Below are 14,908 nucleotides of genomic sequence, written 5' to 3'. Positions count from 1 at the left end.
GTACAGCGCCAGCCCCGGATCGTGCAGCGCCGTCTCCGGGTCCTCCACCCCACCGGCTGGGACATAGGGAGGGTTGGAGACGACGACGTCGACACTGCCGTCCATCTCGGCCAGCGTGGCGGCTGCCGTGGCGTCGGCCTGGACCACGCGGACCCGCCCCGGTACCACACGCTCGCAGTTCTCACGTGCCGCGGCCACTGCAGCGTCAGCGAGCTCAACGCCCGTCACCCGCGCCGTTGGCACCTCCGCGGCCACCGCAGCGGCGATAGCGCCCGACCCGGTGCACAGGTCGACGACGACGGGCGCCCGCCCGTACCGCTCGGCCACCCGGCCAGCCGCCTCGATCGCGGCCCCAGCCACCACCTCGGTCTCCGGACGCACGATGAACACTCCGGGCCTGGCCACCAACTCCAGACCTCGAAACCACATCCGGCCGGTCAGGTGCTGCAGCGGCTCACGCGCCGTCCGCCGTGCCACCAGGGCGCGGTAGGCCGCCAGGAATCCCTCGTCTGCGCCGTCGGAAAGCAGGATCTGACACCCAAGCAGGTGCTCAGCCAGCGCCCGGGCGTCCGCGTGCGGCGAGGCGACGCCCGCGCGCGCGAGCTCCTCCCCCGCCGCCCGGACCTCACGCCGTAGGGCGTAGCGGTCCAGAAAGCTCACTGCTCCCCGATCGCCGCCAGGCGCTCAGCCTCGTCCATGGCGATCGCCGAGTCGATGACGGGGCCGAGGTCGCCGTCCAGCACGGTGGACAGGTTGTAGGCCTTGTAGCCGGTGCGGTGGTCCGTGATGCGGTTTTCGGGGAAGTTGTAGGTCCGGATGCGCTCGGAACGGTCCACGGTGCGCACCTGGGAGCGGCGAGCCTCAGCCTCCTCGGCGGCCGCCTGTGCCGCACGCTCGGCCAGCAGCCGGGCACGCAGGACGCGCAGCGCCGCCTCCTTGTTCTGCAGCTGGGACTTCTCGTTCTGCATCGAGACCACGATCCCGGTAGGCAGGTGGGTGATGCGTACGGCCGAGTCCGTGGTGTTGACGGACTGGCCTCCGGGTCCGGAGGAGCGGAAGACGTCAATGCGCAGGTCGTTCGGGTCGATCTCCAGCTCACCGGGGTCGTCGACCTCCGGCATCACCAGCACACCGGCGGCAGAGGTGTGGATGCGTCCCTGGCTCTCGGTGACGGGCACGCGCTGGACGCGGTGGACCCCGCCCTCGTACTTCAGGTGAGCCCAGACCCCGTCCTGCGGCTCCACGGCCGAGCGGGCCTTAACCGCCAGGCGGACGTCCTTGTAGCCGCCCAGGTCAGAGTCGGTGGCGTCCAGGACCTCCACCGCCCAGCCCATGCGCTCGGCGTAGCGGGTGTACATACGTGCCAGGTCGGAGGCGAAGAGGGCGGACTCCTCACCACCCTCGCCGGCCTTGACCTCGATGATGACGTCGCGGGCATCATCGGGGTCACGGGGCACGAGCACCTCGCGCAGGTGCTCGGTCGCCGTCTCGGCAGCCGCCTGGAGTCCGGGGACCTCAGCGGCGAAGTCGGGGTCACCCTCAGCCAGCTCGACGGCGTCGTCATAGTCAGCCTGCGCCGCCTGCCAAGCACGGTAGGCGCTCACGACCCGCCCGAGCTCGGCGTAGCGCCGTCCCAGCCGGCGCATCGCGCCCGGGTCGGAGCTGATGGCAGGGTCAGCCATCTCGCGCTCGATGCCGAAGTACTCCTCCAGCAGGGGCAACGCGGCTGAGAAGTCCTCGCGCTGGTCCTGGCTCATGCTCTTCTCCTGGGGTTAGTGGGCGGCAGCGTCTCTAGACGCGACGACGCCGACGGCGGCCCTGGGGCCATCCGTCGGCGTCGAGCAGGCTGCTTACTTGGTGCGCTTGCCGTAGCGAGCCTCGAAGCGGGCCACGCGGCCACCGGTGTCGAGGATCTTCTGCTTGCCCGTGTAGAACGGGTGGCAGGCCGAGCACACGTCGACGCGGATCTCACCGGAGGTGACGGTCGAGCGGGTCTCGAAGGTGTTGCCGCAAGTGCACGTGACCGTGGTGGCCACGTAGTCGGGGTGGATCCCCTGCTTCATGGTGTCTCCTAGCATTCAGAGGGCCCCGGGTCCCGCGCGCGGACCACGCAGGTGAACCGGAAACCAGTGGGTGATGATATCGGGCCCGGCAATGCCGGCACAACGCCTGGAAAAGGGTGCCCAGCGTGATCGTGGACACCGGGCGAGGCAGCCCTCAGGCGAGCGTGGCCTCGTCGTCGGCGTCGGCCAGCGAGGTGCCCTGCGGGGTCGTCTTGGAGATGACCATGAGGAACTCCGCGTTGGACTGGGTCTCCTTGAGCTTGCCGAGCACGAGCTCCAGGGCCTGCTGCTGCTCCAGGCCGGAGAACAGGCGGCGCAGGCGCCACATGATCTTCAGCTGGGCCGGGTCGATGAGCAGCTCCTCACGGCGCGTGGAGGAGGCAGCCACGTCCACGGCCGGGAAGATGCGCTTCTCCGCCAGCTGGCGGGACAGTCGCAGCTCCATGTTTCCGGTGCCCTTGAACTCCTCGAAGATGACCTCGTCCATCTTCGAGCCGGTCTCCACCAGGGCCGTGGCCAGGATGGTCAGCGACCCGCCGTTCTCGATGTTGCGGGCGGCGCCGAAGAAGCGCTTGGGCGGGTAGAGGGCGGAGGCGTCCACACCACCAGACAGGATCCGTCCGGAGGCCGGGGCGGCCAGGTTGTAGGCGCGGCCGAGCCTGGTGATGGAGTCCAGCAGCACCACCACGTCCTGGCCCAGCTCCACCAGGCGCTTGGCACGCTCGATAGCGAGCTCGGCGACGGTGGTGTGGTCCGAGGCCGGGCGGTCGAAGGTGGAGGCGATGACCTCACCCTTGACCGTGCGCTGCATATCCGTGACCTCCTCGGGGCGCTCGTCAACGAGCACGACCATGAGGTGGGCCTCGGGGTTGTTAACGGCGATCGCGTTGGCGATCTGCTGGAGCACGATCGTCTTACCGGCCTTGGGCGGAGAGACGATGAGTCCGCGCTGGCCCTTGCCAATCGGCGAGACCAGGTCGATCACACGCGGGGTCAGCGCCTTGGGGGTGGTCTCCAGGCGCAGCTGCTCCTGGGGGTAGAGCGGGACGAGCTTGGTGAACTCCGGGCGGCGCTTGGCCCGCTCAGGGTCCATGCCGTTGACGGTCTCGACGCTGACCAGCGGGTTGTACTTCTGCCGGTTGGCACGGTTGTTGCGACGATTGCCCCGCCCACCACCGGGGTTGGCGGTCTCGCCACCCTCGCGAACCCAGCCGGTCACGGCGTCGCCCGCACGCAGACCGTTGTCCTTGATCTGCTGGCCTGAGACGTAGACGTCCTTGGCGCCCGGCAGGTAGCCGGAAGTGCGCAGGTAGGCGTGGTTGGCGTCGGCCACGTCCAGGATGCCGGCCACGGGCAGGAGGACCTCGTCCTCGCGCGGGGCGCGCTCGTTCTGGCCGCCCTGACGCTGCTCGTTCTGGCCACCCTCGCGCTCGCGACGCTTGCGTCCGCGACGGCGGCGGCCACCGCGTCCCTCCTCCTCGTCCCAGCCCTGGTTGCCCCGGGCCTCGTTCCCGTTCGTCCGACGGCGCTCGGCCGGCTCGACGGCGGCCGTGCCGGTGGCGTCAGCCAGGTCACGCATGAGCGCGGCCTTGGCGTCCAGGTGGTCCTCGGCGGAGTCGTTGACGGGGCCGCGCTGCTGGCGCTCAGGAGCCCCGGCAGCAGCCTGGGCACGACGACGCGAACGACGCGAGCCCTCACGGCCCGCTTCACGAGCCTCAAAGCCAGAGACGACCTCGTCGTGCGCAACGCGCTCGGCGCGCCCTCGGGCAGGAGCCTGCTCCTGGCTGCGCGCGGGCAGGTCAAGCTCCAGGGAAGCCAGGTCCTCATGCTTGGGGGCCGCAGCCGGGGCGGTCGCGCGCCGACGACGCGGACGGGGCTGCTCCTCGCCCTCGGCAGGCTGGGCGGAAGCGGTGGGCTGCGCAGGAGCCTTGGTCGCAGAGGCAGCCTTCCGGGCCGCGCGGGTCGGCGCGGCGGAGGCAGGCCCAGCCTCACGGATGGCGGCCACAAGCTCGCTCTTGCGCAGGCGTGAGGTGCCCTTGAGGCCCATGGAGGATGCAAGCTGCTGAAGCTCGGCCAGACGCATGGTCGTCAGCGATGGCTGAGCGCTGGAAGTCTCGGTCACGAGTGTCCTTACGGTGGAGGCGCCGCCGATCGCCTGATGGCGGGGGTGCGGCAGGTACGGGACTGACCCGGATCAATCACGGGACGAAGTCGTGTACCACGGGACCTCAGCGGCCGGACCTCAGGCCCGGGGCGGGGCGTCCCAACTGGTACGTGACGGCGGTGCGGTGCAATCCGCAGGGCTGTCACCAGCCAATATAGCAGCCCCCGCCACCCGGTGGCGCGCCCGCCCCGGGCTCAGTGACGACGGCGCAACAAGGCGTCCATCGGCGTGAAGTCACTCATGGCGTCGACCGGAGCCTGGCGCGGGAAGCGGGCGATGAGCTGGGCGAGCTCGCCACCAGCGCGTTCGATGCGCTCCGGCAGCAGAGCCGTCCCGCCTCCCGCGCCGCCCTCCTCCCACGAGGCCCCGAAGTCCTCGCTGGCAGCGAAGACGACCAGCGTTGCCGTGACGGCCTTGAGGTAGGCGAACAGGGGACGCATCGCCATCTCGGTGACTAGCGAGTGGCGCGCCGTGCCCGCGGTGGCGCCCATGAGGACCGGCACCCCGCGCAGCGTGCCCTCGGGCAGGACGTCGATAAAGGACTTGAACAGCCCGGAGTAGGAGGACTGGAAGACGGGCGTCACGGCGATGACGCCGTCGGCCTGCGCGAGGGCGTCGACGGCGGCCTTGAGACCCTCACTCAGCGGACCACCGACGCTCGCCAGGGCGATGTCACTGACCAGCGGACGCAGGCTGATGACCTTGACGCTGGCCATCCGCCAGTCCGCCTCCAGCGCCAAGCGCGTGGACTCACCCAGGCGCTCGGCGAGCATCGCCGAGGACGAAGGCGTGGACACCCCGGCGTGGAAGGCGACGATCTTGGCGAAGCGCCCCATCTGGGTGTGGTCGTAGGCGTCTGTCACCTCGCCGTGCTCCCCGGCGGGCACCGCCTGGTCGGACTGGTTCATCTCGACAGTCATGGCGTTCTGCCTCTCCTTCAGGTCCTTGGTCCGCAGCACCCTCAGCGGGCGCGTCGTCCGGTCAGCGGGTCGTAGCCCTCGGCCAGGGCGAAGGGCTCCTCAGCCGGGGGCTCGGCACCAGTGAGGGCAGCCAGATGGCGAGGGTGGAGCGGCGCGTCCGGCACGCTCTGGGGACGTGCGGTCTCCAGCCCGGCGCGCAGGGCAGGGACCACGAGGGTGCCGAGCATCTCGATCTGCCGCATCACCTCGGCGTGCGGGACGCCTCCCATGTCCAGGACGAAGGCCTGGCGCTGATAGTCCCCGACGACGTCGCGGTAGCGCAGGTACTTCTCCACGACCTACTCGGGCGTGCCCACCGCCAGCGGGGTGTGGGTGGTCATCTCCTCCAGCGAGGCACCCTGGTAGACGTAGGTGTTGCGGAAGTAGGGCTCGTAGCGGCGGAACGCCTCAGCCTGGCTGCCCGCCATGAAGACCTGGCCGCCCAGGCCCACATAGGCTTCCTCGGCGCGGCCGTGGCCGTAGTGCTCAAAGCGCTGGCGGTACAGGTCCGTCATCTTCTTCACGTGGTCAGAGGGCCAGAAGATGTTGCTATGAAAGAAGCCATCGCCATAGTAGGCGGCCCGCTCGGCGATCTGAGGGCTACGGATGGAGCCGTGCCAGACGAAGGGTGCCACGCCGTCCAGCGGACGGGGCGTCGAGGTGAAGTCAGTCAGGGGCGTGCGGAACTCTCCCTCCCAGTCCACGTTGGTCTGGGACCACAGCGTGCGCAGCAGGTCATCGTTCTCCACGGCCAGCTGGATGCCCTTGCGGATGTCCTTGCCGAACCAGGGATAGACGGGCCCGGTGTTGCCGCGCCCCATCATGAGGTCGAGCCTGCCATCAGCCAGGTGCTGGAGGTAGACGTAGTCCTCTGCCAGGCGGACCGGGTCATTGGTGGTGATGAGCGTGGTGGCGGTGGACAGCAGGAGACGCGAGGTGCGAGCGGCGATATTGCCGAGGAGCGTCGTCGGGCTGGAAGGAGCAAAGGGAGGGTTGTGGTGCTCGCCGGTAGCAAAGAAGTCCAGGCCGGCCTGCTCAGCGGCCACCGCCATCTCGACGGTGTTCTTGATGCGCTCGTGCTCGCTGGGTGGGCGGCCGGTTGCCGGGTCGGTGGTGATATCGCCGACGGTGAAGACGCCAAAGTGCATGCGGTGGCGGCCTGGGAGGCCGGCGTCGTGAGCCGGGGCGGCCGACGGCGTTGGGGCGGAGTGGTCCATGAGCGGATCCTTCCTCGGGTGACGGGGCTGAGATGCTGTACCCAGCAGCACTAGTTCAACGCTCAATCATTCCGAGAGGTGAGTCACTCGCCACCTCAGCCAGGCCATTGCTGTCGCATCACTTGATCTCATCAGCCCATGCAACCACGCACAGGCCTTAAGTCCTCTACGCCGCCACTATCCCTAGCCCGCCGCGGCGTTGCTCTCTCCCACTGCACAGGAACCTTCCCATGCCCGTCTTCCTACTGGTGCCGTCCACGAGGTCGGTCTCGACGACCTGTTCTTCTCCACCACTGACGCCAAGGGCGTCATCACGAGCGCCAACGAGGTCTTTGTCCGCCTGTCACGCTTCTCGCAGGAGGTGCTGCTCCACGCGCCTCACAACATCATTCGCCACCCGGCCATGCCAGGCGGCGCCTTCCGCGCCATGTGGGACACCATCACCTCAGGGCAGGTCTTCGCCTGCTACGTGCGCAACCTCGCCGCCGACGGCTCGGAGTACAACGTCTTCGCCACCATCACCCCGCTCAGGGACGGCAGCTACCTGTCGGTGCGGACCCGCCCGGTGTGCGAGGAGCTCTTGTCCACCGCCCTGTCCGTCTATGGCGGCGCACGCAAGGTCGAGGACCGCGCCCTGACCCAAGGCTCGACCCGGCGCGAGGCAGCACAGCTGGGAGCCGCCCACATCGTGCGCACCGTCAAGGGCCTGGGGCTGGAGGACTACGAGGCCTTCCAGAACACCGCCCTGCCGGCCGAGGTCGCCCGCCGCGAGGAGCTCGGCGCCACCTGGCCTGAGCGCCCCTTCGCCTCCGGACCACTAGGAACCATGTTGCGCACGGTCACCGACCTCAACGAGGACCTCGGGGCCTGGACCAAGAGGCAGGACGAGCTGGCCGATCTGGCCGGGAGCCTGCGGGCGGCCAGCCACCGTCTCTCCCACGCCCTGGCCCCCGCCCGGCTCACCACCGAGTCGGTGTCCCTGCTCGCCCACGAAGGGCCACAGGTCAGCCGGCTCACTGAGCTGCTGCGGCTGTGGCTCCAGATGCAGGGCATCGTCAGTCAGCAGGTTGACCGGCTCGTCCGCGACCTCGCCCTCATGGAGCGCAGCGTCGGACGCATGCGCCTGCGCATCGCGCTGGCCCACCTCCACGCCGCCGTCACCGACTCCTTCATCGTCGAGCGCATCGACTCCCAGGACGCTCCTGGCGTCCACAGCGCAGCCGAGCTGTCCCACGGCGCTATCGGCCAACTCACCCAGGCCCTGGAGGACGGCATCGCCGAGCTCGCCCGCCACAGCACGCAGCACGCAGCGTCTGGCGGCGCAGACCACCCAGGCGATTGCCCAGGCCCAGCGGGTCCTGACCATTCCTCGTCAGCTGTTGCTCATGTGGAGCTCCAGCCCTGCGGCCCAGGACCCGCGCCTGCCGCTGCTGACCCAGCAGCTGTCCCAGGGCATCACGCAGGCCACCCACAGCTCTGCCCAGGCCCTGGCCGAGCTCAGCGAGCTTGCGGCGCGGTGCCAGGCGCTCGCCGTCGTCGAGTCGACCGAGACCCTGTGCCAGCACGTGGTCGAGGTCGGCCAGGACCTCACTGACTACGAGGAGCTCGCGTCCCGCTCAGGCCTGTGAGGTCAGGCGGGCACCGTCCATGTCGATTCCCGGGCGCAGGACCGTCCAGCCGTGGCGCTCCAGCGTGAAGCGCGTCTGCTGCGGCAGCTCCGCCAGGACCAGCACCGTCGGTCCCGCGCCGGAGATCACCGCGGGGTAGCCCTGCTCGCGCAGGGAGTCCATGACCGCCATCGAGTCAGGCAGGACGCTGCGCCGGTACTCCTGGTGGAGCCGGTCCTCGGTGCCCGCCATGAGCAGGTCCGGGCGACCGGCCAGCGCCAGCATGAGAACCGCGGCGCGCGAGGTGTTGAACAGGGCGTCAGCGCGCGGCACCGAGTCCGGTAGGACCTTGCGCGCCTGAGAGGTGGACAGCCGCGTGGTCTCCGGCGGCACGAGCAGACTGACGGGCAGGTGGGCGTCCACCGGCATCGGGGCGGCATGAGGAGTGCCGTCAGCATCGGTCCAGGCCACGGTGGCCCCGCCGAAGACCGCCGGAGCGACGTTATCCGGATGCCCCTCGAACTGGGTGGCGATGTCGAAGACCAGGTCATCACCCAGCGCCTGTGGCTCCGAGATGAGTCCGCGGGCCAGCATGAGGCCAGCCACGGCAGCCGAGGCAGACGAGCCCATACCACCGCCGTGCGGGATGCGGTTGACGCAGCGCATCTCGAAACCGGCCTGGGGAGCGCCCACGGCCTCCAGCCCGGCCCGCAGCGCCTGGACCACCAGGTTGCCGTCATCAGTGGGCACGCGGCCGGCGCCCACGCCCTCGACCGTGACCTGGGTCGGGCCGGCGACCGGACGCACACTGACCTCGTCGTAATAACGGAAGGCCATGCCGAAGGAGTCGAAGCCGGGGCCCATATTCGCCGTCGTCGCCGGCACCCGCACCGAGGCGGACTCGTGGGTCAGACGCATCTCACTCACCCTCCACTCGCTGGACCGAGACGACGTCGAGCACCCGGGCCTCGCTGCGTAGTCCAGCCACGGCGGCCTCCAGGTGGGCCACGGCGGCGCGGTGCGTCACGATCGTGACCACGGCCCGGCTCCCGCCAACGTAGGCGCTCTGACGCACCGAGTCGATGGAGACCTCGTGCTCGGCAAAGACCCCGGCCACGATCGCCAGCGAGCCGGGCTGGTCATCAACACGCAGCTGGACCTGGTAGCGCGTCAGGGCGGCCTCGGGCCCCAGGATCGGCAGGTCGGCGTAACTGGACTCACGCGGCGCCTGGCCGCCGTGGACCCGGTGCGCCGCCGCGGCGACGACGTCGGACAGGACCGCCGAGGCCGTCGGGGCGCCACCGGCGCCCTGTCCGTAGAACATGAGGCGCCCGGCCGACTGCGCCTCGATGAGGACGGCGTTGAAGGCGCCGTGGACGCTGGCCAGCGGGTGGTCGGCCGGCACGAGGGCCGGGTGGACACGCACGGAGATGCCGCGGGCGTGGTCGTCGTCGCGCCGCTGGGCGATGGCCAGCAGCTTGATCTCGCAGCCTGAGGCGTGGGCCTCGCGGATGTCCGCCGCGGTGACGGACCGGATGCCCTCGACCGTGACGTCATCGAGCCCGACTCGTGTATGGAAGGCGAGCGAGGCGATGATGGCAGCCTTGGCCGCGGCGTCCAGACCGTCGACGTCGGCGGTCGGGTCCGCCTCGGCGTAGCCCAGCTCCTGGGCCGTGGCCAGGGCCTGGTCGAAGCTGAGCCCCTTGGTGCTCATCTCGTCCAGGATGTAGTTGGTGGTGCCGTTGACGATGCCGAGGACGCTGGTGACCAGGTCGCCGGCCATGGACTCACGCAGTGCGTAGACCACGGGGATGGCTCCGGCTACGGCCGCCTCGTAGTAGAAGTCGACCTCCGCCGCCGCGGCCGCCGCGTAGAGCTCGGGACCGTGGGCGGCGATCAGGGCCTTGTTCCCCGTGATGACGGAGGCCCCGGCCCGGAAGGCCGCCAGGATGAGCGTGCGGGCCGGCTCGATGCCACCGATCAGCTCGATGACCAGGTCGTTGGAGGTGGCCACGCGCGTCGCGTCATCGGTCAGCAGCTCACGCGGGACCGCCTGGTCGCGTGGCGCGCTCGCGTCCCGCACGGCTACGCCCGTCACCTCCAGCCGGGCTCCCGCGCGGGCGGCGAACTCCTCGGACTGCTCCAGCAGGAGGCGGACCACCTGGGTGCCCACCGTGCCGCAACCGAGCACTCCCACGCGCAAGGTGGCGGTTCCTGCCGGCGAGGGCGAGGTGGGTGGGAGCGAGGAGTCAGTCATGGGAGCTACCAATCGTGTCAGTCAGGACCACGGCGGCGCACCCCCTCACCTCAGGTGGGCCCCGCCGTCGTGCACAACGGGACCAGCATAGGCGGCGCCGGGAGCGCCCTCGGAACGGTCTCACCGCCGCCTTGACGAGGCTGGGGCGCAGACCGTGATGGTCTGCGCCCCAGCCCGTTCATCCTGGCTCAGCCCCGGCAGGCCCTCTACCGGCGGCTAGCCCCCGTCACTGGTGACGACGGCGCACCAGGAGCGTTCCTGCCACCACGGCACCCGCGGCCAGGAGAACCGGCACGGCGATGACGCCGCCAGTGCGAGCCAGCCCCTTGCCAGGGCGCGGCTTGGTCTCCTTGGGCGTGGGAGTAGAGGAAGGAACCGGCGTGTAGGTGTTGGTGAAGGAGGTCTCCACAACCTGGTTCTTCTCACTCACCGTCACGCTACGTGCCGCCGGCAGGGCCAGGTTGTAGCCCTCGACCTCGGCGGAGTCAGTCTTCTCCTGGATCGTACAGCTCGTGCCCGTGGGCACGGACGGACCGGTGACTGCCTTGCCGTCAGCCTTGGCGCGCAGGCTGCCCTGCGTGCCGTTGGTGCAGTCGTAAGAGAAGGTGAACTCCTTGTCCCCGACCTCGGCGCCGGTGACCGTCTTGAGGACGGAGAAGGTGCCCAGGTGGCGGGTTTAGGTGTTGACAAAGGACAGCGCTGCGGTGGTGTCCTTGTCCTTGATGGTCAGGGTCTGGGGCTCAGGCGTCTTGACGTCGTAGCCCTCAACCTGCGCGCTGGCAGCCTTCTCCTCCACGGTGCACCGGGCCCCCAGCGGCAGCTGGGCAGGAGCGGGCACGGCGGTGCCGTCACCCTTGACGCCAGTGATGTCACCAGAGACCGTGCCCTCCACGGAGGTGCAGGTGTAGTGGAAGTCGAAGGTGCGGTCCTTGAGCGTCTTGGCGTCGTCACCCTCAACCTTCTTGGCCACGGAGAAGCCGCCCTTGAGCGCACGGTAGGTGTTGGTCACCGTGGTCTCCACGTCCTGGTCCTTGACGATCGTGACCGAGGAGGCCGAGACCTCCGTCGAGACCGAGTAGCCGTCACGCTCGGCCGAGCTCGGGTCCTCGCGGATCACGCAGGTGGTTCCTGCCGGGATTGCGGGGCTGTAGGTACCGCCGCCATACGGGCTCACGTCCAGCGTCCCGACCGAGCGCGCCGGGTCGTTGCAGGAGTAGTGCATGAGGAAGGTCTCGTAGAGGTAGTCGTCATCAGAGTCCTGACTCTCCTGCGCCTGGCCCTCCTGAGCCTCCTCACCCTCCTGGGTGAGCGCCGTCGGCATGGCGGTGTCCTGCGGCAGGTGCGGGTAGTCACCCTCGATGATCTTGCGGATCACGAAGCGGCCGACGTCGCGGGTGTAGGCGTTGGTGAAGGAAGCCGTCGCAAGCCCCTGGCCCTCGGGCGTGATGGTCACGGTCTGGGGCTGCGCAGCCGAGGCGTCCAGGGTGTGCCCCTCGACCTCGGCGGAGTCCGCGTCCTCCGTGACCGTGCAGGTTGACCCGACCACGATCGGCTGGCTGTTGCGTACCGGCTTGCCGTCGCCCTTGGCAGTGACCGTGCCCGTGGTGCCGTCAGAGCAGTCATAGGAGAAGGTGAAGGTCTTGTCCTGCACCTTGGCGCCGGTGACCTCCTTGCGCACCTGGAAGTAGCTGGGGACCACCTCAACCGTGTTGGTCAGATCCACGCCCACGGTGTTCTGGTCCGCGATGGCGAAGGTGTTGGTGGTCTTGCCGTCCACGACGAGCTCTGGCTCGCTCCAGGCATAGCCCGGGGGAAGCTCGATTCCCGAGGTGTCCTCGGACAGGGTGATCGTGGTGCCCTTGGGGAAGGTCACCGGAGGGGTCGGGCCGGTGAAGGTGTTCATCTGCCCCAGGACCGCGTCGAAGGTAGCGGTTCCTGTGCGCTGGTCAGCGTTGAGCGTGCCCGGCGGGTCCCATTCGGGATAGTCGGCGCGAGTGGCGCCCTTTGGCAGCTCGTAGCGCACCGTGAGCGGGAAGCTGGTCCCCGGCGCCACCTGTGAGGCGCCGCCACCGGCAATGTACTTGGAGACCTTGAAGGTGCCGTAGCCAAGCTTCATCTGGACCGAGATCCCGAAGGACCCCACGAAGGACTTGGAGGTCTGCGCGGAAAGGACCGTGCCCTTGAGGGTGACCGAGTTGTGGTAGACGAAGCCGGCCATCACCTTGCCCGTGGCGCTGTCCACGGGGGTGGGGTAGTTGATGTCGTAGTTGGTCCGCGGCGCGAAGGGACCCGAGACGGTAATCGTCATCGGCGTGCCCTGTGAGGTCGGCGTGCCGCACTCGATATTCATCGAGAAGGTGCCGGCCTCGGTGGTCATGGTGCTTCCGCCGTTGGTCAACGGCAAGGGCTTGCCGTCCGGGGCCGTGGCCGAGCGCGTGCGCACGAGGTTGGTGCGGGCCAGATGCTCTCCTGCCGGGCACGTCTGCCCCGGGCCGAGCTTGTCCTCAAAGACCAGGGTCTGGGAGGTGGCGCCGTCGAACCTGACCTGCTTGCCCTGGGCGGCGAAGGCCTCCTGCGCCTGCTCGGTGCCGACGCTCAGTCCCCAGGAGACCCGGGAGGAGTTCTCGTCAAGCCCGGTGGCGTACTTGATGATCGAGACCGGGGTGTAGGTGTCCGTGCCCTTGGTGATGCCGCCACCGGGAACCTGGACCTTGAGGGTCTGAGTGCCGTTGATGACGAAGGGCAGCTCGCTCTCGTCCGTGGCCTCGACGACGGACAGGTGGACCTTGCCGGACCCGAAGGCCGAGTGGTAGCCGGCCTGGACCCGTCGCTCCATCTCAGCGTTGAAGGTGCAGGTCATGGTCCGCGCCTCCATTGTGCAGCTGCCGACCTCGACCTGCTGACCGTCACCGAAGTCATAGGTGAAGGGCTTGGTGGACTGGACCTTGTACTCCAGCTGCTGGGGCAGGCCGACGGAGAAGGAGTCACCGTCCTTGATGGTGGCGTTGCGCCCGTCCCAGTCGAAGGTGAGCAGGGTGAGGCAGGAACCGACGCGAGGCTTGCCAGGCTGCTCATCCTCCGAGGCGTCAATGTGCTTCAGCGCCAGGTTGGTGACCTTGATGTCCTGGTTGACCTCCGCCGCCGCAGGGGCGGCGAGGGTGGGCAGGACGAGGACAAGGACCGCTGGTAGCGCCACGAGCGCGGACCTGCGTGGTGGGGACGAGTGCCGTAGACGGCGCGGCATCAGCCGCGTCACGAAGACTCCTTCTCTGGGATGCGGCACACAAAGCCGCACGACAGCCGGAGTCTTGCAATCGCGCCGTTAGAGGCACGTAAGTAAAAAAGAGTTAACGACTCTCACCGCGCCTCGGCTCCCGCTATCCCTCCAGGCGCAGGAGGTCCTCGACCGTCTCAGGCCGCAGCAGCCAGCCCTGTTCCCCCTCATGCACCCAGGCCACGCCGGGGCGGGTGAAGAGGTTGTAGTTCGAGGCCATGGAGCGTCCGTAGGCACCAGTGGCCGGAACCGCCAGCACGTCACCGACCGCCAGGTCCGCCGGCAGGTCCACGTCCCGCACGACGACGTCCCCGGACTCGCAGTGCTTGCCCACCACACGCGAGCGCACCAGGCCGGCCGCGGGGTCCGGAAGGCGGTTGGCCACGAGAGCCGTGTAGGCGGCGTCGTAGAGGGCGGGGCGGATGTTGTCACTCATCCCACCGTCCACGCTGACGTACAGGCGGCTGGCCCCCTCCCCCAGCTCCACACGCTTGAGGCCAGTGACGGCGTAGAGCGTGAGGGTGGAAGGCCCGACGACGCTGCGTCCGGGCTCGACTGACACGTGCGGGACGGAGTCGCCCAGCTCGGTGCACAGTGAGCGGACTGTATCTGCCAGGACCCGCGCCACCTGAGCCGGCGAGGGCGGGACGGGGTCCGCAACGGTGTAGGCGATGCCGTAGCCGCCGCCGAGGTCCACCTCCTCGGCCAGGATCCCGGTGTCACGGGCGACCTCATGGCGCAGGGTGAGCACCACGCGAGCCGCCTCGCGGAAGCCCGCCAGGTCCATGATCTGGGAACCGATGTGGGAGTGCAGGCCGTGCAGGCTGAGCTCAGGGGCGGCGATGATGGCGTCGATCGCCTCACGAGCCGCTCCAGTGGTCACGGAGAGGCCGAACTTCTGGTCCTCGTGGGCGGTGGCGATGTACTCATGCCCTCCGGCGTGCACGCCGGTGGTCAGGCGCACCATAACCGCTCCGGTCTCCTCGGGGCCGTAGGTGCCGGCCTCGCGCAGCCCGCGTACGGCCGCCGCAGCCAGGTCCACCTCCTCGCGCGAGTCGAGCACGAGGTGGCCTACCCGGTGGGCGAGGGCGACGGCGATCTCAGCCTGGGTCTTGGCGTTGCCGTGCAGCCCGAGCCGACCGGCGCGGTCAACAGCCTCGACGCCGTCGACCTCCTGCAGCGCTGACAGCCCGACGGCGAGCTCGATCCGGCTGGCCGTGTCAATCCCCATGCCTTCCTGGAGCACCATCTGGCCCACAGCCGTGGTGAGGAAGGCCTTGCCGGCGTAGAAGGCCGTGCCGCCGTTCATGCCGTAGGGGGGCCAGAACTCCTCAGCCATGGCGGCCGACCAGCTGGCGGCGCGCCCG

At 69.3% G+C, this 14,908-nt stretch carries 12 protein-coding genes and 1 pseudogene; 1 reads left to right on the top strand and 12 read right to left on the bottom strand.

The window, feature by feature from the left end; genetic code table 11:
* From HMPREF0058_RS07485 to HMPREF0058_RS07460, 7 genes are all read right to left on the bottom strand, one after another.
* A partial coding sequence (locus HMPREF0058_RS07485; RefSeq protein WP_006549155.1) for a N5-glutamine methyltransferase family protein occupies positions 1-660 on the bottom strand: 660 nt, incomplete at its 3' end.
* Positions 657-1,757 carry a peptide chain release factor 1 gene (prfA, locus tag HMPREF0058_RS07480; RefSeq protein ID WP_006549154.1) on the bottom strand — a complete coding sequence of 367 codons (1,101 nt, stop codon included), beginning with the start codon at positions 1,755-1,757 and terminating at the stop codon, positions 657-659. The genes prfA and HMPREF0058_RS07485, both read right to left, overlap by 4 nt.
* A 93-nt stretch (positions 1,758-1,850) precedes the next feature.
* Complete coding sequence (gene rpmE / locus HMPREF0058_RS07475; RefSeq protein ID WP_024034930.1) at positions 1,851-2,063, bottom strand: 50S ribosomal protein L31; 213 nt, start codon at positions 2,061-2,063, stop codon at positions 1,851-1,853.
* Positions 2,064-2,217: 154 nt separating this feature from the next.
* Complete coding sequence (gene rho / locus HMPREF0058_RS07470; RefSeq protein ID WP_024034929.1) at positions 2,218-4,185, bottom strand: transcription termination factor Rho; 1,968 nt, start codon at positions 4,183-4,185, stop codon at positions 2,218-2,220.
* 236 nt (positions 4,186-4,421) lie between these two features.
* A complete protein-coding gene (locus tag HMPREF0058_RS07465) occupies positions 4,422-5,135 on the bottom strand; it encodes an FMN reductase (protein WP_374044906.1) in 714 nt (237 codons plus the stop codon).
* A gap of 53 nt (positions 5,136-5,188) precedes the next feature.
* On the bottom strand, positions 5,189-5,482 hold the full coding sequence (locus HMPREF0058_RS13230) for a hypothetical protein (protein WP_006549150.1): 294 nt from the start codon (positions 5,480-5,482) through the stop codon (positions 5,189-5,191).
* A gap of 3 nt (positions 5,483-5,485) precedes the next feature.
* Positions 5,486-6,403, bottom strand: a complete 918-nt coding sequence (locus HMPREF0058_RS07460; RefSeq protein ID WP_248597013.1) for a CE1758 family FMN-dependent luciferase-like monooxygenase — start codon at positions 6,401-6,403, stop codon at positions 5,486-5,488.
* Between the two features lie 199 nt (positions 6,404-6,602).
* Between HMPREF0058_RS07460 and HMPREF0058_RS11840 the strand changes: the two genes are divergently transcribed.
* A complete protein-coding gene (locus tag HMPREF0058_RS11840; protein ID WP_006549148.1) occupies positions 6,603-7,997 on the top strand; it encodes a PAS domain-containing protein in 1,395 nt (464 codons plus the stop codon).
* A 22-nt stretch (positions 7,998-8,019) separates the two neighbouring features.
* Here HMPREF0058_RS11840 and thrB read toward each other — a convergent pair whose 3' ends face one another.
* The 5 genes and pseudogenes from thrB to lysA form a co-directional block, all read right to left on the bottom strand.
* Complete coding sequence (gene thrB, locus HMPREF0058_RS07450) at positions 8,020-8,928, bottom strand: homoserine kinase (protein ID WP_006549147.1); 909 nt, start codon at positions 8,926-8,928, stop codon at positions 8,020-8,022.
* Between the two features lies 1 nt (position 8,929).
* A complete protein-coding gene (locus HMPREF0058_RS07445; RefSeq protein ID WP_034236519.1) occupies positions 8,930-10,267 on the bottom strand; it encodes a homoserine dehydrogenase in 1,338 nt (445 codons plus the stop codon).
* A gap of 226 nt (positions 10,268-10,493) precedes the next feature.
* Positions 10,494-10,913, bottom strand: a pseudogene (locus tag HMPREF0058_RS07440) (DUF5979 domain-containing protein); the annotation flags it as partial.
* Positions 10,914-10,943: 30 nt separating this feature from the next.
* Positions 10,944-13,523, bottom strand: coding sequence for a DUF5979 domain-containing protein (locus HMPREF0058_RS07435; protein ID WP_141560518.1), 2,580 nt, complete (start codon positions 13,521-13,523; stop codon positions 10,944-10,946).
* A 121-nt stretch (positions 13,524-13,644) separates the two neighbouring features.
* Positions 13,645-14,908, bottom strand: a 1,264-nt coding sequence (lysA, locus tag HMPREF0058_RS07430; protein ID WP_040319759.1) for a diaminopimelate decarboxylase, incomplete at its 5' end; no start/stop codon positions are given.

The sequence above is a fragment of the Actinomyces urogenitalis DSM 15434 genome, assembly GCF_000159035.1.
Classification (GTDB): domain Bacteria; phylum Actinomycetota; class Actinomycetes; order Actinomycetales; family Actinomycetaceae; genus Actinomyces; species Actinomyces urogenitalis.
The sequence above is the reverse complement of the archived record's forward strand: the minus strand, read 5'-3'. Positions and strand labels throughout refer to the sequence as shown.